General features: G+C 71.2%; 17 protein-coding genes and 1 pseudogene. 10 read left to right on the top strand and 8 right to left on the bottom strand.

Annotation, left to right across the window (positions count from 1 at the left end; translation table 11 throughout):
- Positions 1 to 457: 457 nt before the first annotated feature.
- Both Q0994_RS22505 and Q0994_RS22500 read right to left on the bottom strand, forming a co-directional pair.
- Positions 458 to 595, bottom strand: a pseudogene (locus tag Q0994_RS22505) (helix-turn-helix domain-containing protein); the annotation flags it as partial.
- Complete coding sequence (locus tag Q0994_RS22500; protein WP_299537989.1) at positions 576 to 959, bottom strand: hypothetical protein; 384 nt, start codon at positions 957 to 959, stop codon at positions 576 to 578. The pseudogene Q0994_RS22505 and the gene Q0994_RS22500, both read right to left, overlap by 20 nt.
- Before the next feature lie 927 nt (positions 960 to 1,886).
- Between Q0994_RS22500 and Q0994_RS22495 the strand changes: the two genes are divergently transcribed.
- Positions 1,887 to 2,772 (top strand): IS5 family transposase gene (locus Q0994_RS22495; protein ID WP_299537981.1). Its coding sequence is split into 2 segments (ribosomal slippage): positions 1,887 to 2,351 and positions 2,353 to 2,772, totalling 885 coding nucleotides; the frame shifts between segments, so codons are not numbered across the junction.
- 96 nt (positions 2,773 to 2,868) lie between these two features.
- Positions 2,869 to 3,402, top strand: a complete 534-nt coding sequence (locus Q0994_RS22490) for a BTAD domain-containing putative transcriptional regulator (RefSeq protein WP_299537798.1) — start codon at positions 2,869 to 2,871, stop codon at positions 3,400 to 3,402.
- A gap of 27 nt (positions 3,403 to 3,429) precedes the next feature.
- Here the strand turns inward: Q0994_RS22490 and Q0994_RS22485 are convergent, their stop codons facing one another.
- A complete protein-coding gene (locus Q0994_RS22485) occupies positions 3,430 to 4,371 on the bottom strand; it encodes a LysR family transcriptional regulator (RefSeq protein WP_299537796.1) in 942 nt (313 codons plus the stop codon).
- Positions 4,372 to 4,522: 151 nt separating this feature from the next.
- Between Q0994_RS22485 and Q0994_RS22480 the strand changes: the two genes are divergently transcribed.
- Together Q0994_RS22480 and Q0994_RS22475 are read left to right on the top strand one after the other, a co-directional pair.
- Positions 4,523 to 5,998, top strand: a complete 1,476-nt coding sequence (locus tag Q0994_RS22480; RefSeq protein WP_299537794.1) for an MFS transporter — start codon at positions 4,523 to 4,525, stop codon at positions 5,996 to 5,998.
- Positions 5,999 to 6,202: 204 nt separating this feature from the next.
- A complete protein-coding gene (locus tag Q0994_RS22475; RefSeq protein WP_299537792.1) occupies positions 6,203 to 7,057 on the top strand; it encodes an MBL fold metallo-hydrolase in 855 nt (284 codons plus the stop codon).
- 76 nt (positions 7,058 to 7,133) lie between these two features.
- Here the strand turns inward: Q0994_RS22475 and Q0994_RS22470 are convergent, their stop codons facing one another.
- Positions 7,134 to 8,414: a M6 family metalloprotease domain-containing protein gene (locus tag Q0994_RS22470; protein WP_299537791.1), complete on the bottom strand. Its 1,281-nt coding sequence runs from the start codon at positions 8,412 to 8,414 to the stop codon at positions 7,134 to 7,136.
- A 255-nt stretch (positions 8,415 to 8,669) separates the two neighbouring features.
- On the opposite strand from Q0994_RS22470, the gene Q0994_RS22465 reads away from it, so the two are divergent.
- On the top strand, positions 8,670 to 9,329 hold the full coding sequence (locus Q0994_RS22465) for a TetR/AcrR family transcriptional regulator (protein ID WP_299537790.1): 660 nt from the start codon (positions 8,670 to 8,672) through the stop codon (positions 9,327 to 9,329).
- A gap of 662 nt (positions 9,330 to 9,991) precedes the next feature.
- On the top strand, positions 9,992 to 11,542 hold the full coding sequence (locus Q0994_RS22460) for an MFS transporter (RefSeq protein WP_299537789.1): 1,551 nt from the start codon (positions 9,992 to 9,994) through the stop codon (positions 11,540 to 11,542).
- A 171-nt stretch (positions 11,543 to 11,713) separates the two neighbouring features.
- On the opposite strand, the gene Q0994_RS22455 is transcribed toward Q0994_RS22460, so the two are convergent.
- On the bottom strand, positions 11,714 to 12,223 hold the full coding sequence (locus Q0994_RS22455; protein WP_299537788.1) for a MarR family winged helix-turn-helix transcriptional regulator: 510 nt from the start codon (positions 12,221 to 12,223) through the stop codon (positions 11,714 to 11,716).
- Positions 12,224 to 12,366: 143 nt separating this feature from the next.
- Here Q0994_RS22455 and Q0994_RS22450 point away from each other — a divergent pair, with 143 nt between their 5' ends.
- Positions 12,367 to 13,149 carry a dioxygenase gene (locus tag Q0994_RS22450; RefSeq protein WP_299537786.1) on the top strand — a complete coding sequence of 261 codons (783 nt, stop codon included), beginning with the start codon at positions 12,367 to 12,369 and terminating at the stop codon, positions 13,147 to 13,149.
- A gap of 90 nt (positions 13,150 to 13,239) precedes the next feature.
- On the opposite strand, the gene Q0994_RS22445 is transcribed toward Q0994_RS22450, so the two are convergent.
- Positions 13,240 to 13,779, bottom strand: a complete 540-nt coding sequence (locus tag Q0994_RS22445; protein WP_299537784.1) for a GNAT family N-acetyltransferase — start codon at positions 13,777 to 13,779, stop codon at positions 13,240 to 13,242.
- A gap of 147 nt (positions 13,780 to 13,926) precedes the next feature.
- On the opposite strand from Q0994_RS22445, the gene Q0994_RS22440 reads away from it, so the two are divergent.
- Positions 13,927 to 14,928: an RNA polymerase sigma factor RpoD/SigA gene (locus Q0994_RS22440; RefSeq protein ID WP_299537783.1), complete on the top strand. Its 1,002-nt coding sequence runs from the start codon at positions 13,927 to 13,929 to the stop codon at positions 14,926 to 14,928.
- Positions 14,929 to 15,122: 194 nt separating this feature from the next.
- Here the strand turns inward: Q0994_RS22440 and Q0994_RS22435 are convergent, their stop codons facing one another.
- The gene (locus Q0994_RS22435) at positions 15,123 to 15,887 is read right to left on the bottom strand and encodes a DUF6227 family protein (RefSeq protein WP_299537782.1); all 765 of its coding nucleotides are present in this window, start codon (positions 15,885 to 15,887) and stop codon (positions 15,123 to 15,125) included.
- Between the two features lie 120 nt (positions 15,888 to 16,007).
- The gene (locus Q0994_RS22430; protein ID WP_299537781.1) at positions 16,008 to 17,213 is read right to left on the bottom strand and encodes a P1 family peptidase; all 1,206 of its coding nucleotides are present in this window, start codon (positions 17,211 to 17,213) and stop codon (positions 16,008 to 16,010) included.
- Positions 17,214 to 17,504: 291 nt separating this feature from the next.
- On the opposite strand from Q0994_RS22430, the gene pflB reads away from it, so the two are divergent.
- Together pflB and pflA are read left to right on the top strand one after the other, a co-directional pair.
- A complete protein-coding gene (pflB, locus tag Q0994_RS22425; RefSeq protein ID WP_299537780.1) occupies positions 17,505 to 19,763 on the top strand; it encodes a formate C-acetyltransferase in 2,259 nt (752 codons plus the stop codon).
- A 184-nt stretch (positions 19,764 to 19,947) separates the two neighbouring features.
- Positions 19,948 to 20,742, top strand: a complete 795-nt coding sequence (gene pflA / locus Q0994_RS22420; protein ID WP_299537779.1) for a pyruvate formate-lyase-activating protein — start codon at positions 19,948 to 19,950, stop codon at positions 20,740 to 20,742.
- The last annotated feature ends 81 nt before the right edge of the window (positions 20,743 to 20,823 follow it).

Below are 20,823 nucleotides of genomic sequence, written 5' to 3'. Positions count from 1 at the left end.
ACTGCGTCGACTGTGCCTGCCCTGTGTCGAGAGGTCACGTCCCCCTAAAGTCTCAAGTTTTCCGCCTCAATGGACGACGCTGCCCGGCTTCGCGACCCACGTATTGCGTCCTCCGGTGGACTCTTGAACGGCGCAGGCGCACCGCCCTCCATGACTTGGGGGCGCCGACGGGACGGTAACTGGCGGTCGTTCGCGTCATCTCCCCAACACGTTAACGGCACAACGTCTACCGCATGCCACTGACAACGGCTGAGTATGGCTCCTGGTTGCGTCCCGCTGAGTGGTGTAGCTCTGTGGGCCACGCGGCTCTGCTCCATGCCGTCGTGGAGAATGCAGGTCGGATCGCCTCTGGGGCGGTGGTGCTGCTCGCGGGCCTCGCAGAAATTCGGCATGGAGTCGGCCGTACTTCCGCATTGACCTGTGTCAATTGTGCGCTCCGGGCCAGGTAGTTGAGCTGGCCGCCGCGTGCGCCTGCGTTGCGCCGCAACTCCCGCGAGACGGTCGAGGGTGACCTGCCCGGCCGACGCGCGATCTCGCGCACCCCCTCGCCCTGGGTGATGAGTAGCGCGATCTCCTCATGCTCTGCGAACGACAGTGGTGCCTGCCCGAGGCGGGCTGAGTTGGATCGACGGCATGCGGCCACGCCCGCGGAACCACCGTGAACCGACCGGCCCCGACACGCCACACGCGATCGCCGCGTCATCGCTGGTCAGACCTCGGCGATCTTCACCCAAAACGCCCGCTCCACATCCCGACGGACCGGAGGCCGCCCCGGCGAACACATCGCCTGATGCCTCGTCAACGTCGTCACCTATCCCACTGGTCTTGCCATGCAACGCCTCCACGATCAGGTGTTGCGACGACCCGTTGAATCCACCCTCGCTGCCGCGATCGGAATGGAAGATCACGCCACGGACGTCACCGCTGCGGGTGGCCGCTGCACTGTTCAGCGCGGCCACGACCAGGTCCGTGTCGTGGTGGGCACTCATCGCGTAGCCGAGCAGGCGCCCGGGAGAACGGGTCGATCACCGTGGCGAGGTAGAGTTTGCGCTCCTCCGTGGCGATCTCCGTCATGTCGCCCGCCCAGGCGAGATCGGGTTCCTCGGCGGTGAAGGCCCGCTGGGCGAAGTCCGGTGCAGCCGGCAGTTTCCCCGGCCTGGCCAACCCGCTTCGGCGTCTCGGCCGACGAGGCCGAGTTTGGCCATCAGCATCAGCTTCGCGACGTTGTTCATCGAGACCCGCCAGCCCTTGCGGACCAGCAGAATGAAGATTTCCTTGATCTCGTTGGCCAGCCGCTGTCTGCGCAGTTCACGCTCGGTGAGCCTGCGGTTGCGTTATTTGTGGAACCATGGCTCGCTCACGCCAAGAGCGCGGCAGAGACGGTGTGAGGGATGCCGTGCCTGGTCCAGTTGTCGCTGACCATCCCCAGCCACGGCGGCCGGTGGGAGGGGTGTGCACGCTGGCGGCGTTTTGAATTCCGGGGGAGGTCGTTTTCACTCCCAGAGAGCCAAGCCGGTGACCTGCGTTTCGAGAGTTTTCGACACATCCTACGAAGGCGGGGTTCTGCCGACAACCAGGTCCGAAGCCGCCGCAGAGGGCTGCGACGCTTGTGGTCTGTCTGTCGCCAGGTCGTGGTCCGTCCGTGAGGCCGGGCCACCGCCGACAGTGTAGCGGGTGGGCTCACTCGCCATACGGAGATGTGGTTCCGGACGGCTCGGCCGCGGAGGCGCGTCCGGGGCCGTGCTCCGGATCCGGGGCACCCGTGCGTCTTCCGCACCAGCCCCGCCGCCACGGGGCCTCAGAAAGTGTTGGGTAACTGATCGCTTGCGTTCTGTTGCCGACGGGTGGTGATCTTCGCGGGTCGGGCGCCAGCGAAGATCATCTACATGTGCGTCTGCTCCTGTAAGCCTTGCTACGAGACGTCGTTGACGGACGCTCAGTGGGCGGTGATCGAGCCGCTTCTGCCCGTGCGTGACCTGCGGCGCGGTGGCCGTCCGCTGAAGTTCTCGCGCCGGCTGGTCCTGGACACGGTGCTGTATGTGCTGGGCACTGGGTGTGCCTGGCGGCTGGTTCCGCATGATCTTGCGCCCTGGGACGTCGCCTACCGGTGGTTCAGGTCATGGGCGGCAGACGGGACCTGGGACCGGGTCCATGACGCGTTGAGGGACCGCATCCGGGTGGCCGACGGTCGTGATCCGGAGCCGTCGGCCGCGGTGCTGGACTCGCAGTCGGCGAAGTCCCATCAGGGTGGCGAGAGCATCGGTTACGACGCGGGAAAACGGGTGCGCGGGCGGAAGCGCCATCTGCTGGTGGACACCTGCGGGCTCGTACTGCGCGCCGTGGTGCACTCCCGCTTCGGTCCAGGACCGGGCCGGAGCGAAACTGGTCCTCACCGGCATCCGGGAGCTGTTTCCGCAGGTCGGCCTGGTCTGGGTCGACGGCGGCTACGTCAATCGCGTCGATTCCGGACTGATCCGCTGGGCGGCGGACAACGAGAACGTCGAAATCGTCGCACTACCACGCAACGCGGACGTGAAAGGCTTCCAGGTGCTGCCCCGCAGGTGGGTGGTGGAACGAACATTCTCCTGGCTGGGACGGTGCAGACGGTTGGCCCGCGACTACGAGCGCAAGACGGCGCACGCCGAAGCCATGATCAAGGTTGCGATGATCCGGCTCATGGCCGCCCGCCTCGCCGGCGAGACCATCGAACCCCACGGCCCCATCGAAACCGAAGCGGCCCGACGCCTCACCGACGACCTCGACCACGAGTAATCAACCAGTTACCCAACACTTTCTCAGGCGGCGGCTCCACCGTCTTGATCGGATTGATCAAGCCATTCGTAGGGTTGGAGCGCCCAGGGGTGTTGGGTGTGGCTGTCAGGCGGCTGCCGCTCGTGGCTTCACTCGCTTCGCCGCCCGGCACCCCACGACGACTCGCGGTTCGAGCGTCCGGTCCTGGCTGCGCGCGGCCCGATGGCGGAGCGTGACGCGCAGGCGGCCACCGATGTCCTCGGGCGGGCGGGCGGGTGGGCGGGCGCTCGTGATGTGGCGCGGCACTCCGTTCTGCAACGTCCCCCCGGCAGTCAGCTCTCCGCGCACTCCCGGGTGTTGCAGGAAGCCCGCCTCGCGGCGCGCGACGTGCGGGTGGACGCGCTGCTGTCGAGCGGCCGGTTCCAGGAGGGGGTCGGCGAGGCCGTCGGGCTGGTCGAGGAGTATCCGTACCACGGGAACGCACACGCCCAGTTGCCGCGCGCCCTGTACGCGCCGGGGCGCGGAGCGGCGGCCCTCGACGTCTACCAGTCGCTGCGCCGCGGATGGCCGCCCACCAGGTCGCTGCACCACGTGATGCTTCAGGACCGTCCCGACCAGCGCTATCTGTCGGTCGCGGGAGTGGTGCGCTGACTCGTGTCCGGGGTGCGCCCGGGACGTTCAACCCGCGCCCTCGGACTCCCACAGGGTCTCCAGCGCCCGTTCCGGGCCGCCCAGTGCACGCACGTGCTCCACGGCCGCTCCGACGAAGGCGCGCAGCCGGCCCGTCTCGTGGTCGGCGGGCCACAGGAGGGCGTATTCGATGCGGGGTGCGTCGGTGAACGGCCGGAACACCAGGCCGGGCCGCGCGTAGTAGCGGGCCCCCGCGGCCGCCACCGGCGTCACCCCCTTGCCCGCCAGGACCAGCGAGAGCGCGTCCTCCCAGTGCGTGATCGCCTGGCCGTGCGGGATGGGCCGCCCCGACGGGGTCCGCCGCGGGAAGTGATGGTCCAGCCAGTGCGCCGGCACGGGACTGGTCACCGTCAGCAGGGTGGCCTCCGCCAGATCCTCCACGCTCAGCGCCTGGCGCCGCGCGAACGGATGCGTGGACGGCATCAGCAGCACCCGGGGCTGGGAGAGGAGCACCTGACCTGTCGTCAGGTCCGGCTCCGACACGGGGAGTTCGGTGACCTGGAGGTCGATGTCCCCCGCGCGCAGCGGCCCGTAGGGGTCGGAGATCTGAACCTGTCGGATCTGCACGTCCACGCCCGGGTGCTCGCGCCCGAACACCGCCGCGACGCTGTGCAGCACGTGTCCCGTGAACGCACCGGAGAAGCCGATGCGCAGCGTCCCGGTGATGCCCCGCCCGGCAGCCATGGCCGCGGCTATCGCCTCCTCGATACGGCGCTGGGCGGGGCCGATGCCGCCCCTGAGCTGCTCGCCGATGGCCGTCGTGGTCACGTGCCGGCTGCTGCGCTCGAACAGTTTGGCGCCGATGCGGCGCTCCAGCTTGGCGATGGTCTGGCTGACCCGGCTCTGCGAGACACCCACGCGTTCGGCGGTCCGTCCGAAGTGCAGCTCTTCCGCCAGCGTCAGAAAGATCTCGATCTCCTGGCGTTCCATGTCTCCCCCGTCGTCGGGTTACCGCCCCTCGTCGCCCGGCCACCTCGAACGATGAACCCGGCGAATCGATCGTTGCACAGAACGTCCTTGTTGCGCACGATCCACGGATCGATGCTCGTCAGGCCGACCGTTCTTCGAAGGGATCTTCCTGATGACCGTCACAGAATCCTCGCCCCCCGCGGGGGCCGCCCCCGATCTCCTGCTGCCGGAGCCGCCCACCGCCGCCGGAGACGGCGCGTTCAGCACCCGCGGCTGGCTGGTTCTGATCACGCTATGCTGCGCGACCTTCATGTGCGGCCTGGACTTCTCCATCGTCACCGTGGCCCTGCCCGACATCGGCAGCAGCCTGGGCTTCTCCTCGCCGGGCACCCTCCAGTGGGTGGCGACCGCGAGCCTGCTGCCCTCCGCGAGCCTGCTGCCGCTGTTCGCACGCGTCGCCGATCTGGTGGGCCGCAAGAAGCTGTTCACCTTCGGGGTCGCCCTGTTCACGCTGTTCTCGCTGGGAGCCGCGCTCGCCGGCAACCCCGGCGTCCTGATCGCCACCCGTGTCGGGCAGGGCACTGCCGCGGCGATGATCGCCCCGGCGGCCATCGCCCTGATGACGGGCTACTTCCCGGAGGGGCCGCAGCGGGCCCGCGCCCTCGGGCTCAACGGCGCCGTCATGTCGCTCGGGTTCGTGCTCGGCGCGCTGGGCGGCGGAGTCATCACCAGCGGCTTCAGCTGGCGCTGGACCATGGTCGTCCTGTGCGTCATGGGCGCCCTCGCGCTGGCGGGCGCCCTCGCCCTGCCGAAGATGCGCGAGTCGTCCGCCGCCAAGAGGATGGACGTCCCCGGTGCCGTTCTGGCCACCCTGGGTCTGTTCGGACTCGTCTACGGCATCTCCACCGGCGGCGACAAGGGCTGGGTGCGGCTGGACTCGCTGGGCTCCGTCGTCGCGGGCGCCGTGCTGCTGGGCGCCTTCCTGCTCGTCGAGCGGCGCCACCCGGAGCCCCTGATCCCGCTCACCGTCCTGAACCGGCCCACCGTCAAGTGGTCGGGTCTGTTCGGCGTCATCACCTTCGGCATGTGCGCGGGCACCACCGTCCTGCTCAGCCTCTACATGCAGAACGTCCTCGGTTTCACCCCCCTGCAGGCCGGTCTGAGCTACCTGGGCGAGGGCGCGGCCGCCATGCTCGGCGGCATGTACGTCGCCCGCCTCCTCGGTCGCTTCGGCGGGGCCCGGGTGCTGGCCGCGGGCCTCCTGATCCAGGGCATCGGCACGGTGGCGATGTTCCTGCTGCCGGAGACGGTGAACCTTCCGGTCCTCATCGTCACGTCCTCGGTGATGGGCCTCGGCCACGTCTTCAGCGTCGTCTCCTTCATCACCGTCATGACCACCGGTGTCGTCGAGGAGGACCAGGGGGTCGTCGGCGGCCTGTCCCAGCTCCCCCAGTACGTGGCAGCCATCGGAGTCGCGGGCCTGAGCGCCATCGCGGCGGCACGCACCACCTCGCTCGCCGGTGGCTCCGCGCCGGACGCCGCGGCGACCCTGGGCGGACTGCACGCGGGCATGGTCACCGCGGGCGCCGTCGCCCTGGCCGGCGCGGCGCTGGCGGCGACCGTCCTGCGCAAGCGGACCGCTGCCTAGCGGGCTCCCCCGTCGGCCCGCACGCGGTACGGCGCCCACCGGCGCCGCGGCGGGGGGCCGACGGGGGCACGGCGCGTCCTTCCGCCCCCGCCCGGGCGGACGGGCGCGCCCCTCCGGTACCGGCTCCGACCGGAATCCGCGCCTCGTCCCGGCCCGTCGTGGCACCGCACCCGGTGCCGGGGCCCTTCGGCAGGAGATCGACCCGTGAACGACAGGAGACTGCGCAGGCCGTCCGCCGTGCGCTCGGTGCGGATCGGCGACCTGAGGGTCAGCTACGTGCCCGACGGTGCCATGCTGCTCAGGCCGCCCGGGCCCGGGCCGCGGACCGCGGACGGCACGCCGTCCGCCCACGGTCCGTACCTCAACGACACCGCACGGCTGGTCGCCAACACCGGCGGCCTGCTCGTCCAGAACGGCTCCCGGTCGCTGCTGATCGACGCGGGATTCGGCCCCCACTCCGCGCCGGAGGACCCCGGCCACCCCTATCTGGGAACCGTCCACGGCGGCTCGCTGCTCGACAACCTGGTCCTGCTCGGCACGGCGCCCGAGCAGATCGAGGTGGTGGCCCTCACCCATCTGCACGCGGACCACATCGGCTGGGCGTGCGTCGTGCCGCCGCGGTTCACCCGCGCCACCTTCGCGGTGCCCGAGAGCGAGTGGGAGAACCGTCACCTGGTGGCAGGGCTCTCCAGTGTCGCGGTGGCGGCCGTGGAAGCCCGGATACGGCTGGTCGTTCCCGGGGAAGAGGTCTTCCCCGGGGTGCGGGCTCTGGCCCTGCCCGGTCACACGGCGGGCCACACCGGCTTCACCATCACCTCACGGGGCGAGAGACTGCTGGCGTTCGGGGACGCGCTGCACTCCCCGTTCCAGGTCAGGCACCCGGAGTGGTTCACGGCGCCCGACAGCGACCCGTCCCGCTCGGAAGTCCAACGGCGCCGCCTGATCGCCGAATTGGGGCAGCCGGGCACCCTGGGCTTCGGCATCCACTTCGCGGACGTCGTCTTCGGACGCGTCGTCCCGCACGGGAGGGACGGGGGCGCCGACTGGCATCCCGTGTGACCGCGGCCCGCGGGCCCGCCCGACCGGGAGCGGCCCTCCGCACCGGTGCCGCCCCCACGCGCGGGGCGGCACCGGCTCACGAACGGGTCACCCGGATCCGGTAGTTGCCGTCCGTGTCCTCGTCGACCACCGATACGCGTATCCCGTTGGCGCGGTCGGTGAAGGTCTCGCCGGGCCGGAAGGGGGCGTCGGAGAGTTCGGCGTGGACGTTGGGGCGGCGGGTGCAGCCGCCGCTGTCGCCGGTGCTGTCGGCGACGGAGACCGGGCCCTGGCCGGTGTCGACGTCGGAGCTGACCTTGTATATGAGGACACCGGGGCGGCACACGGCCTCGTCGTTGCCGGCGGCGGTCCGTACCTCGACGGCGTAGCCGGACTGCTCGCTCAGCGGGATCACGGCCAGTTTGGGTCCGCCGGACGCGGCCAGCGGGCCGAGGGTGTGGTCGCTGGTGCCGGACTCGGTGGCGCAGTGCACCTGGTCGTCGTCGAGCCAGCCCAGCTTCCACTTGTGCCAGCCGAGGAAGTCGTTGTTGGCCCCCCAGTCCTCGGACATGATGTCCCAGTGCCCGACGGAGCCGCCGCCCTCCATGGTGTAGAGGTCGGGGAGCCCGAACACGTGGCCGTTCTCGTGGGGCAGCACACGGTAGCCGGTCTCGGCGTACGAGCCCGAGCCGTCGTCCTGGCGGCTGTAGACGAAGGACGTGTTGGACAGCGGCACCCCGTCCGCGTAGGGGGCGTCCTCGTTGCCGGAGAAGGTGACCGAGAGGACGGTGTCCAGGGCGGAGGGTCCGGCGTTGGGCGTGACCAGGACGTTGACCAGGTCGTACGCGGAGAAGTCGACCTTCGGGTCGGCGGCCGTGACCATGTCCTTGACCAGCTTGCGGTAGCCCGGTTCGTACGGGGAGCCCCGCTCGATGCCGTAGTCCGCGAAGGGCAGCGGCATCCGGAGCCAGGACTTCAGGGGTGCCTCGGGGCGGTAGACGAGGCGGCCGTACGAGCTGGTGCGGAACCAGTCCGAGGTCTGCGGGAAGAATTCCGCGAGGCGGTCCGCGGCCTTCCCGGAGCCCTTCGCGTCGGGGAAGTCGATCATGAGGTTCAGTGCCCGGACCTCGCCGGTGGAGCGGGCGTAGCCGATGGAGGTCGGCATCCCCTCGGACATCTGCACCCCCATCGCCGAGGAGATGCGGCACGGCCCCAGCCCGCCCGGCTCGTGGGGGAGGGCGACCGGCCCGGACGAGGCGCGGCTGAAGACGGGGAGCGCGGTGCTGGCCGACGCCAGCACGGCGAGGGCCAGGGCGGCCGTCCCGCCGAGGGCGACCCGGCGGCGGTTTCTGCGTATCTCCCGGCGTGGCTTCTGCATACGGCCGCCTTCGGGTCCGCGGCAGTCGGCCGACCCCTGACTGCGCTCTGTCGATCAGCCTCGTGCGGGGGGTCCGGGGCCGCCCGTCGGGTGCGCCGATCGGATGGTTTCCCGGAGCGCATGCGTGTGGCGCAGGTCACAGGGGTGCGTGAAATAACCGGGGTCCTCGTCCCCGTTTGCATCTGTGTTCCCGTGAAACGGGGATGCCGTCCCCGGTTCGCCGTCGGGGGTGGCCCGCACCGTGGAAGGACCGTCGTGGAGACCGTCGAAGAGACCGCTCCGGGAGCCCGGCGCCGCCTGCCCCGTCCGCGGGCCGACGCGCTGCGCAACCGGGAGCGGATCGTGACGGCCGCCCGCGAGCTGTTCGTCGAGTCCGGGCCGGACGTGCCGCTCGACGACGTGGCGCGGCGGGCCGGGGTCGGCAACGCCACGCTCTACCGGAACTTCCCCGACCGCGCGGCGCTGACGCACGAGGTCGTCCTCGCCGTCACGTCCCGCACCACCGACCGTGCCGAGGAGGCCGCCGCGGCGGAATCCGACCCGTTCGCCGCGCTCAGCCGCTTCGTGCACGCGGCCGCCGACGAACGGATCGGCGCTCTCTGCCCGATGCTCTCCGGGGCCTTCGACCAGGCGCACCCGGAGCTGCTCGCCGAACTCAGGAACCTCGAAGAGGCCGTCGAGGGGCTGGTCGGACGGGCGAGGTCCGCGGGGCGGCTGCGCACCGACATCGACGTCGGTGACGTACTCGTCGCCCTCTCTCAGCTCACCCGGCCGCTGCCGGGCACCGTGTGCCCGGGCATCGACCGGTTCACCCACCGCCACCTGCAGTTGTTCCTGGACGGTCTGGAAGCGCCGGCCCGTTCGCAACTGCCCGGATCGGCAGCCACCTTGGAGGACCTGCGGTCGCGCTCATGACGACCGCTCCCTGCTCATGACCACCTGACCCGACCGGCCCCGCGGCCGCGTCCGGGGACCGACATCCGGGGGAGACCGGCCGTCGGGCGCGCTTCCGGGGGGACGCGCGCCGCGGCCCGCGCCGTGCGGCGCTCGGGGAGTCGGCCTTCCGGACAGCCCGGGGGCGGACGTCGGACCCGACCGCGTCGTTCCTCCCCGGAGCCCGCGGACCCGCCTGCCGACTCCACTTCCGCTGATCCGCCGATCCTCTGATCCGCCTGCCGATCGTCGACCACCGATCCGGCACGTTCCTTCCATCGACGCCCTTCCCGGCACCGCCGCCGGGACGAGGGCCGGTCCGCCACCCGGGGCCGCGCCCTCGGCCAAACGACCCCGATTCCGTACGACCGACGACTCCGTACGACCTACGACGTGCCGCGCCCGGCCCCGTGCCGCCGCGCTCCCACCTGCCTCACGGGGCCGGACGACGCAGTCCCGCGTCCCCGGTCCGACCCGGTCCCACGGGCCGGACCCGTCCGACCCCCGTACGCCTGATCCACCCGATCAACCTGACCAACCGATTCACCCGATTCACCCGATCCTTCGCGGGGTCGCAGTACCCCGGACCGAGCATCTCGGTCCGGGCATCTCGGCCCCGCGCATGTCCCTAGGCGGCTGTTCCCATGTCGAAAACCCTCTCCCAGACTGTCGGCACCGACAGTCCCGTGCCCGATCCGGGGCGGTGGAAGGCCCTCGCCTTCATCGCGCTGGCACAGCTGATGGTCGTGCTCGACGCGACGATCGTGAACATCGCCCTGCCGTCCGCCCAGGCCGATCTCGGTATCTCCGAGGGCAACAAGCAGTGGGTCATCACCGCCTACGCGCTGGCGTTCGGCGGGCTGCTCCTGTTCGGCGGACGCATCGCCGACCTCTGGGGCCGCAAGCGCACCTTCGTGGTCGGACTGGCCGGTTTCGCCCTGGCCTCCGCCCTCGGCGGCGCGGCCACCGGCCAGGCCATGATGTTCGGCTCGCGCGCCCTGCAGGGCGTGTTCGGCGCGCTCCTCGCGCCTGCCGCCCTCTCGCTGCTCGCCGTCATGTTCACCGATGCCAAGGAGCGCGCCAAGGCGTTCGGCATCTACGGCGCCATCGCCGGCGGTGGCGGCGCGGTCGGTCTGCTGCTCGGTGGGTTCCTGACCGACTCGCTCAACTGGCGCTGGACCTTCTTCGTCAACATCCCGTTCGCCGTGATCGCCGCCGCGGGCGCGTACTTCGTGATCCGTGAGCCGTCCGGCTCGCGCAACCGGTCCCCGCTCGACATCCCCGGCGTCGTGCTCTCCACCCTCGGGCTGGTCTCGCTCGTCTACGGTTTCACCCGCGCCGAGTCCTCCGGCTGGTCGGACGCGCTGACGGTCGGCTCGTTCGTCGCCGCCGTGGTGCTGCTGCTGGCGTTCGTCGTCACCGAGTCCAAGGTCGCCTCGCCGCTGCTGCCGCTGCGCGTGCTGGCCGACCGCAACCGGGGCGGGGTCTACCTCTCCCTCGGTCTCGCGATCATCGCGATGTTCGGGCTCTTCCTCTTCCTGACGTACTACCTCCAGGTCGTGAAGGGGTACTCCCCGCTCAAGACCGGCTTCGCCTTCCTCCCGATGGTGGTCGGCATGATCACCGGATCCACGCAGATCGGTGCGCGGCTCATGACCCGCGTTCCCCCGCGCCTGCTGATGGGTCCCGGCTTCCTGGTCGCTGCGACCGGCATGCTGCTGCTGACCCAGCTGGACCTCGACACGTCGTACGCGGCGGTCATCCTGCCCGGCATGGTGCTGCTCGGCCTCGGCATGGGTACCTCGTTCATGCCGGCGATGTCCCTGTCCACGCACGGCATCGAGCCGCGTGACGCGGGCGTGGCCTCGGCCATGGTCAACACCTCGCAGCAGGTCGGCGGGGCCATCGGCACCGCTCTGCTGAACACCATCGCGGCCGGAGCCACCACCGCGTACCTGACCGACCACGCGGCCGACGGGGCGAACCCGAAGACGCTGGCGCTCCAGGGCATGGTGGCCGGCTTCACCAGCGCCATCTGGTGGGCGGTCGGCATCCTCGTGGTGGCGGCCGGTATCGCGGTGACGCTGATCAACACCGGACGGCCGGGCTCCGGCGGGCCGGTCGGCGGCGGTGGCGGTGCCAAGGGCGCCGAGGGTGTCGAGGACGAGGTCCACATCCCCGTCATCGCGCACTGAGAATCGCGCACTGAGAATCGCGCGCCCAGGGATCGCGCGCCCAGGGATCGCGCGCCCAGGGATCGCGCACCGGGGGCGCGCACCGGGGGCGCGCACCGCGCGTCCCGTCACACGTCCGCCCCGACAGCCGCTCCGCGCGGCCGTCGGGGCGGACGTGTGTGTGCGTGCGGGTCAGCGGAGCCAGGGCAGGTCCGCGTCGGGGCCCTCCGGCTGGAGTCCGGCGGCGAGGGTGCTCATGATCTCGCCGAGGCCGCGCACCTGTTCCGGGGTGAGCCGGTCGAACAGGGCCTGGCGCACCGCGTTCACATGGCCGGGCGCCGAGCGGCGGAGCATCTCGTACCCCTCCTCGGTGAGGACCGCGTTCTGTCCGCGCTTGTCCGAGGGGCAGTTCTCGCGGCGCACCCAGCCGTTCTTCTCCAGGCGTGCGACGGCGTGCGAGAGCCGGGACCGGGTGATCTTCGCGTCCCGGGCCAGCTCCGTCATCCGCAGCTTGCGGCCGGGTGCCTGGGAGAGCTGGACGAGGAGCCCGTAATACACGTGGGGCATACCGGCGTCGCGCTGCAACTGACGGTCGAGGTGGTCCTCCAGCAGCGTGGTGGCGTGCAGGTATGCCTGCCAGACGCTCTGCTCTTCTTCGGTCAGCCATCGCGTGCCGGTCGGTGCCGTGGTCATGCGCTCCACTGTACGACCTTTTCTTGAAGTTTGAACTAGATGGGGTTAGGGTCGGATTAGAACTTGAACCTTCAAGAAGGTTCGCTTCCGGAGGGCCGGCGGGGGCCGGGTGTCCGGAGGTTTTCGGGGTACGGCAGTGGACGAGGAGTGTCATGACAGTCACCGCGGAGCGCATGCCCGCCCTCTATCTCTCGCACGGCGCTCCGCCGCTCGCCGACGATCCGGTCTGGCCCGGCGAGTTGGCCGCCTGGTCCGCCGACCTGCCCCGCCCCCGCGCGATCCTGGTCGTCTCCGCCCACTGGGAGGAGGCGCCGCTCGCTCTGGGCGCCGTCCAACCGGTGCCGCTGGTCTACGACTTCTGGGGCTTCCCCGAGCACTACTACCAGGTCCGCTACGACGCCCCCGGAGCGCCCGCGCTGGCGGAGAGCGTCCGCAAGCTGCTGCGCGCCCCCGGCACCCCCGTGCAGGACATCCCGGACCGGGGTCTCGACCACGGCGCGTACGTGCCGCTGGTCGAGATGTTCCCCGGGGCCGACATCCCGGTGCTCCAGATCTCGATGCCGACGCTCGACCCGCGCAAGCTGATGGAGATCGGCCGCAAGCTGGCCCCGCTGCGCGACGAGGGCGTGCTGATCGTCGGCAGCGGCTTCTTCACCCACAACCTGGCGGCCCTGCGGCACACCGGCGGAGGGGTGCCGAGCTGGTCCTCCGAGTTCGACGACTGGGGCGACCGGGCCCTGCGCGCCCAGGACGTCGACGCCCTGCTGGACTTCGAGGCGAAGTCGCCGGTGGGCAGGCTCGCCCATCCCCGTACGGAACACTTCGCTCCGCTCTTCGTCACGCTCGGCGCGGCCGAGGGCGAGCTGGGCAGTGGCCGCAGCGTGATCGACGGCTTCTGGCTCGGCATGGCGAAGCGCTCCGTGCAGTTCGGCTGAGCCCGCCGCGCCCGCTGCGCCCGCCCGCCCGCCGGTCCGTCCGCCCGGCGCCCTGTCCGCCCGGCGCCCGGCCTGACTGCCCGCCGGCCCTCATGGGCCGGCGGGCAGCGGTTTCTCGTACCAGGCCACGTCCCAGAACCGGCCGAACTTCCGGCCGACCTCGTGGTAGGTCCCCACGTGCCGGAAGCCGAAGGGCTCGTGCAGCCGCACGGAGGCGGCGTTGGGCTGGGCGATGCCCGCGTAGGCGCGGTGCACGTCCTGCCCCGCCAGGGCGTCGAAGAGGGCCGTGTAGAGCAACCGGCCGACCCCCCGGTCGGTCGCGTCCGGCGCGCAGTACACGCTCAGCTCGACGGAGGTGCCGTAGGCGGCCTTGGGCCGGAACGGGCCGCTCGTGGCGTACCCCAGGAGCCGGGCGGCGCCGTCACCGGCACACTCCTCGGCGATCAGCAAGCGGTGCGGGCCGGAGGTGTCATGGGCGAGAAGCCAGGGCAGGCGCTCCGTGAGGGTGAACGGCTCCGTGTCGAATGTGATCGCGGTCTCACCGACGTAATGGTTGTAGATGTCCGTAAGTGCCTGAAGATCGGCCTCCGTACCCGGTCTGACCTGCGGATCCCGGGGTATGCGCGACATCTGCACTCCTCTCGGCGGGCGACAGGGTACTGCATGATCGCGAAAATGATGCGGTGCATGGGAATTCTGTCCGGATTCCAGTCGTTGTTTCCATCGGATGCAGGGCACCCGGAAGGGTGTCGCGACCTACTCAGCAAGGGAGCACGCATGGCAACCCGTGCCGTCGCCCGACGTTCGTCCGCCGCTTCCGGTGGGACCACCCGGGCAAGCAGTGTTCGCGCCGGGGGCGGAGAGATCGCCGACCGCGACCTGGTCGGCATGTACCTCGACGAGATCGCACGTACACCGCTTCTCGACGCCGCCAAGGAAGTCGACCTCTCGCAGACCATCGAGGCGGGCGTCTACGCCCAGCAGATCCTCGACGGCGAAGTGGAGAGCGACGGCGGCGGTGCGAAGCGTGAGGAACTGGAGGCGCTGGTCGCCGAGGGCGAGCGCGCCAAGGACGTATTCATCCGGTCCAACCTCCGTCTCGTCGTCGCCGTGGCACGACGCTACCCGCGGGCGGGGCTGCCCCTGCTCGACCTCATCCAGGAGGGCAACGCCGGCCTGGTGCGCGCGGTCGAGAAGTTCGACTACGCCAAGGGCTTCAAGTTCTCCACCTACGCCACCTGGTGGATCCGGCAGGCCATCACCCGTTCCATAGCGGACCAGTCCCGCACGATCCGGCTCCCCGTCCACCTGGTGGAGGAGCTGGGGCGCATCCGACGGGTGCAGCGCGAGTTCAACCGCGAGCACGGGCGCGACCCGGAGCACGCGGAGATCGCCACCGAGCTGGGGTCCACCACCGAGCGCGTGAGCAACGTCCTGGACTGGGCCCGCGACCCGGTCAGCCTCAACATGTCGGTGGACGACGACGGCGACACGCAGTTCGGTGACCTGCTGGAGGACACCTCCGCGGTGTCGCCCGAGCAGTCGGTGATGTCCCTGCTGCGCAGCGAGGAGCTCGAAGAGCTCATCGGCAAGCTCGACAACCGCACCGCCTCCATCATCAAGATGCGGTACGGCATCGAGGACGGCCGCGAGCGCACCCTGACCGAAGTGGGCAAGGAACACGGTCTGACGCGTGAGCGCATCCGCCAGATCGAGAAGCACGCGTTGGTCGAATTGAAGCGAATGGCTCACGACACGGGCTTTGACGCTGCGGCGTGAGCCATTAACCCGTAACCTCGCCATCAAGCCGGTTCGCACCGGCCGACGACCGGTCACGCACCGGTCCCCGAAACTGAGTCCCGGCGCCCACCCCCCCCGGCGCCGGGGCTCACTCGTGTCCGGACCCGAAGAGCGTGTCGCAGGCCCGTGCCCGCTCTCCGGCGGGCAGAACCAGGTCGGGGCCCGTCCGGACGTCAGCAGATGCCGGTGCGGCTCTCCATGGCGGCCCGCGCGGTGTCCTCGTCGTCGTAGACCTCGCACATGTGGCGGCCGTCCGGGGTGGCGGTGTGCTCGACCTCCCACAGGCTGGTCTCGCTGCCGTCCAGCAGCAGGAACGCGTGCTCGTAGAGGGTGAAGCCCGCCTCCCGCGTGCCGACGCGGTACTGCCGGCCGAAGACCTGGGTGATGTGGTGGGCGAACGACGCGCGCAGCCGGCGGGCGGTGGCCTCCCCCGGACGGTCGGCGTTCTCCGCGCGGCGCAGCACCCGGCGTGCGTGGTCCGCGGAGTTGTCCGGCGCGTACGTCCGCGGGGTCGGAACCGGGGGAGCGGCCATGAGCGCCGCCGAGTCCAGGTCGAGTCCGGTGTCCCACACCGGCCTGGCGTCCCCGTCGGCGGGCGCGGGGCCCTCGGGCAGGCCGCCGGGCAGCCGCGCGGTGGCGACCTGGACCTCCGTCTCGTCGTCGTACAGCTCGTGGACGCGCCCCTCGGCGGTGCCGTGCCGGCCGGCGCCGTGCATCAGCTCCCAGAGCGTCAGCGCCGACCCGTCGGCCAGCAGATAGGTGTGGCGGTACGTCTCGCGGTGGAAGTCCGCACTGTGCAGCGACGAGTGCAGCGTGCTGCTGTGCGCCAGTGCCGTCCCCAGCCGGTCGACCGTGCTGTCGGAAAGGTCGAAGGAGTTGAGGGCGCATCGCAGGAGTCGGTCGAGGTGCTGCTCGGTTGTCTCGTACGGATCGCTCAAGGTGCTGTCTCCAGGCCGTCGCCGCGTGTTACTCGGTGCGTGCTCAACGTAGTCCCTGGGTCGGACATCGTGACCGGGGTTCGGAAAAACGTGGGGCGCGCGCGGAAAGTTCCCCCGCCGTCACGGTCCCCCCGCGCCGGGGGCGGCGTCGTCGCCGGGCGGGGCCGGGAAGGCGAGCGCCCCGCCGGGATCGGGCCCGTACGGGCCGCCGTAGAGGTCCCCGTAGGCGGGATAGGTGCCGCCGGGGCACTCCACGCCCACGGCTGCGCGCACCGCCTTCACGATGGCGCGGGCCAGTACGTCGGCGCCGGCCGCCAGGATCTCGTTCAACGCCCCTGTGTCCTCGTCCGGCAGGGGGATACGTCCGGTGGACAGGGCGAAGACGGTGTCCCCGTCGGTCAGCAGGTGCACCGGGCGCACGGCGCGCGCGAGGCCGTCGTGCGCGGTCCCCGCGAGCTTCTGTCCCCGGGCGCGCGCCAGCGCGGCGTCCGTGGCCACCACGGCGATCGTGGTGTTGAAGGGCGAGGCGCCGGACCCCCTGGCCCGGATCAGCTCGGCGAGCTGACGCGCGGCGGCGGCGTGCACCGCGGGCAACGGCTCGGGCGGCCGGTCCGCCGTGCCGTACTCGCCGTAGAGCGCGCCGTTGTGCGGGTCGACGACGGAGCCGGAGGCGTTCAGCGCGACCAGTGCGGCGACCGTGACCCCGGAGCCGAGCCGCACGCTCGCGGTCCCGATGCCGCCCTTGAGGTCACCCGCCACCGCGCCGCGTCCGGCCCCCACGCCGCCCTCCGGGACCGGGGCGCCGGGCCCGGACGCGGCGGCGGCCTCCACCGCGGCCCGTCCGGTGGCGGCGTCGGGGCGGGCGGTCCAGTCGCCGCCGCGGCCGAGATCGAAGAGGCAGGCGGCCGGGACGACCGGCACGACGTGCGCGGCGTCCGGGCCGACCCGGACGCCGCGTCCCCGCTCCTCCAGCCACGCCATCACGCCCGAGGCGGCGTCCAGGCCGAAGGCGCTGCCGCCGGTGAGGACGATCGCGTCCACCCGCTGCACGAGGTTCCGGGGGTCCAGGGCGTCCGTCTCGCGGGTGCCCGGCCCGCCGCCGCGTACGTCCACCGCCGCGACCGCGCCGCCCTCGGGCGCCAGGACCACGGTGGTACCGCTCAGGGCGCCCTCGCCGGGCGCCTCCGCGTGGCCGACGCGCAGCCCGGCCACGTCGGTCAGCGCGTCCAGGGGGCCGGTCGGTAGCCGCTCCCTTCGGGCCGGGCCGCCGTGGGCGGCGTGCCCGCCGTCGGCTGCTTGCGCGTCGGTCGCGTCCTCGCCGGTCATGGGCGGGCCTCCTCGATCGCTGTCTCGGCACTCACCACGTTAGACGGGAAAAGAGCGGTCCCGGTGCCGCGGGAGGGCCGCCCACTTTTCTTGTGAATGACTTCACAAGCCGTTCCGGGTCAAAAGTCATCAGCATCGCCGCAGGTGGGAGGGGGCGGGGCAGGTAGTGGTGGCTGTTCCGAAGGGACCTTCGTCCTTCCTCGCGTGACCATCGCCGCGCCCCGGAGGGCGCTCGCGGGAGTGCAATGAACTCAGGGAAGAACGCACGGACGGAAACGGAAGGTGTGCGCCATGACGGCTGCCGCCGCGGAAGCGACGACGAACGGCGAAGCGTGGGACGGCTTCAAGGGCGGACTGTGGCGCGACGCCATCGACGTCCGCGACTTCGTCCAGCAGAACTACACCCCGTACGAGGGGGACGGTTCGTTCCTCGCGGGGCCCACCGCGCGCACCACCGCCGTGTGGGAGAAGCTCCTCGGGATGTTCCCGGAGGAGATGGCCAGGGGCGTGCACGACGTGGACGTGAGGACGCCGTCCCGCATCGACGCCTTCCGGCCCGGCTACATCGACGCCGACCGCGACCTGATCGTCGGCCTCCAGACCGACGCGCCCCTGAAGCGCGCCATCATGCCCAACGGCGGCTGGCGCATGGTCGAGGGGGCCCTCAACGCCTACGGCTACGAGGCCGACCCCGAGGTCCGGGAGATCTACACCCACCTCCGCAAGACCCACAACGAGGGCGTCTTCGACGCCTACACCCCCGAGATCCGCGCCTGCCGCTCCTCCGGGATCATCACTGGCCTGCCGGACGCCTACGGCCGCGGCCGCATCATCGGCGACTACCGCCGGATCGCCCTCTACGGCGTCGACCGCCTGATCGCCGACAAGGAGCTCGACAAGGCCGAACTGGCGGGTCAGTGGGCGACCGAGAACGTCATCCGCGACCGTGAGGAGACGTCCGAGCAGATCAAGGCGCTGCGTGAGCTGAAGGCCATGGCGATGTCGTACGGCTACGACATCTCCGGCCCGGCCCGCACCGGCCGCGAGGCCGTCCAGTGGCTGTACTTCGGCTACCTCGGCGCGGTGAAGGAGCAGAACGGCGCGGCGATGTCGATCGGCCGCATCGACAGCTTCCTCGACGTCTACCTCCAGCGCGACATCGACGCCGGCCTGATCACCGAGGCGCAGGCGCAGGAGTTCGTCGACGACTTCGTGATCAAGCTCAGGATCGTCCGGTTCCTGCGCACCCCGGAGTACGACGAGCTGTACTCCGGCGACCCGACCTGGGTGACCTGGTCCATGGCGGGCATGGGCGAGGACGGCCGCCCGCTGGTCTCGCGGACGACCTTCCGCGCCCTCCAGACCCTCTACAACCTCGGCCCGGCCCCCGAGCCCAACCTCACCGTCCTCTGGTCGCCGCGCCTCCCCGAGGGGTTCAAGGCGTTCGCCTCGCAGGTCGCCATCGACACCTCGGCGCCCCAGTTCGAGTCGGACGAGCTGATGCGCCCGAAGTACGGCGACGACACCGCCATCGCCTGCTGCGTCTCCGCGATGGCCATGGGCAAGCAGATGCAGTTCTTCGGCGCCCGCGTCAACGTCGCCAAGGCCCTGCTGTACGCGATCAACGGCGGCCGGGACGAGAAGTCCGGCAAGCTCGTCGTCGAGGGCTTCGAGCCGATCACCGACGAGTACCTCGACATCGAGACCCTGGCGCCCCGCTACGACGCGATGCTCGACTGGCTGGCCCAGACGTACGTGCACGCGCTGAACGTCATCCACTACATGCACGACAAGTACGCGTACGAGCGCCTGGAGATGGCGCTGCACGACCGGCACGTCCTGCGCACCATGGCGTGCGGCATCGCGGGTCTGTCGGTGGCCGCCGACTCGCTCTCGGCCGTCAAGCACGCCAGGGTCCGGGTGGTCCGCGACGAGACCGGGCTCGCGGTCGACTACGAGATCGAGGGCGACTACCCGGCGTACGGCAACAACGACGACCGCGCCGACACGCTCGCCCGCGACCTCGTCCACGGCTTCATGGACAAGATCCGCAAGCACCCGACCTACCGGGACGCGGTGCACACCCAGTCGGTGCTGACCATCACCTCCAACGTCGTCTACGGCAAGAAGACGGGCAACACCCCCGACGGCCGCCGCTCCGGCGAACCCTTCGCGCCCGGCGCCAACCCGATGAACGGCCGCGACGAGCACGGCTACATCGCCTCCGCCCTCTCGGTGGCGAAGCTGCCGTACGACGACGCCGAGGACGGCATCTCGCTGACCAACACCATCACGCCCGACGCGCTGGGCCGGACCCCCGAGGACCGCGTCCGCAACCTCTCGGGCGTCCTGGACGGCTTCATGGCCGGCAACGGCTTCCACATGAACGTCAACGTGCTGGACCGGGCCACCCTCGAAGACGCCATGGAGCACCCCGAGAACTACCCGCAGCTGACCATCCGGGTCTCCGGCTACGCGGTCAACTTCGTGCGGCTGACCCGCGAGCAGCAGCTCGACGTCATCAACCGCACCTTCCACGGCGCGCTCTGAGACGTGGGCCCGGACCCTCTCCGGTCCGGGCCCGCACCGCGCCCCACCGGCCGGCGCGGCGCCGGGTGCCACCCCCCCCCGTAAGGCCCCGGCGCCGCGCCTCCCTCTTCTCCCCGATTCCCGGTCCGATCCCCGTCCCGTTCCGACGGCTTCCGCTCCGCCGGCCGCCCTGGAGGCCCTTGCCATGGCTCCGCTCCTCGCCCACAGCCCCGCCCCCGCCACCCCGGCGGGCGCGGCCTCGCGCCGCCCGATCTCCGGCTCGGTCCACTCCTGGGACCTCTCCACGGGCGTCGACGGTCCCGGAACCCGTTTCGTCACCTTCCTGGCGGGCTGCCCGCTGTCCTGCCTGTACTGCCACAACCCCGACACCATGCGGATGCGCAGCGGCACCCGGGTCGCGGCGGACGACATGGTCGCCGAGGCCGCGAAGTACACGGCCTTCATCAGGGCGGCCGGCGGCGGGGCCACCGTCAGCGGCGGCGAACCGCTCCTCCAGCCCGTCTTCACCGGCGAGCTGTTCCACCGCTTCAAGCACGAGCTCGGCCTGCACACCGCGCTCGACACCTCCGGCTTCCTCGGCGCCCGCGCCAACGAGGCGATGCTGCGCGACGTCGATCTCGTGCTGCTCGACATCAAGTCCTGGGACCGCGAGACGTACCGGAAGGTGACCGGCCGGCCGCTGGAGCCCACCCTCGACTTCGCCCGCCGCCTGGCGGACCTCGGCAAGGAGGTCCACGTCCGGTTCGTGCTGGTGCCCGGCCTGACGGACGCCCCGGACAACGTCGAGGGCGTGGCGGCCTTCGCCGGCGGCCTCGGCAACGTGTCACGCGTCGACGTGCTGCCGTTCCACAAGCTCGGCGCGTCCAAGTGGGAGGAGCTGGGCATGCCGTTCGCCCTCCACGACACGCCCTCGCCCTCCCCCGAGCAGGTCGCCGCCGCACGGGCCCGCTTCGAGGCGCACGGTCTGTACGCCGTCTGATCCCGGCGGCCGTGCACACCGTCCGACCCGGGCGGCGGAGGTGCGGCGCGACAGGTCCGGCCAGGGTCCGACCATCGGCCC

It is taken from the genome of uncultured Streptomyces sp., from assembly GCF_947488945.1.
Taxonomy (GTDB): Bacteria; Actinomycetota; Actinomycetes; order Streptomycetales; family Streptomycetaceae; genus Streptomyces.
This window is presented reverse-complemented; position numbering and strand designations above follow the sequence as displayed.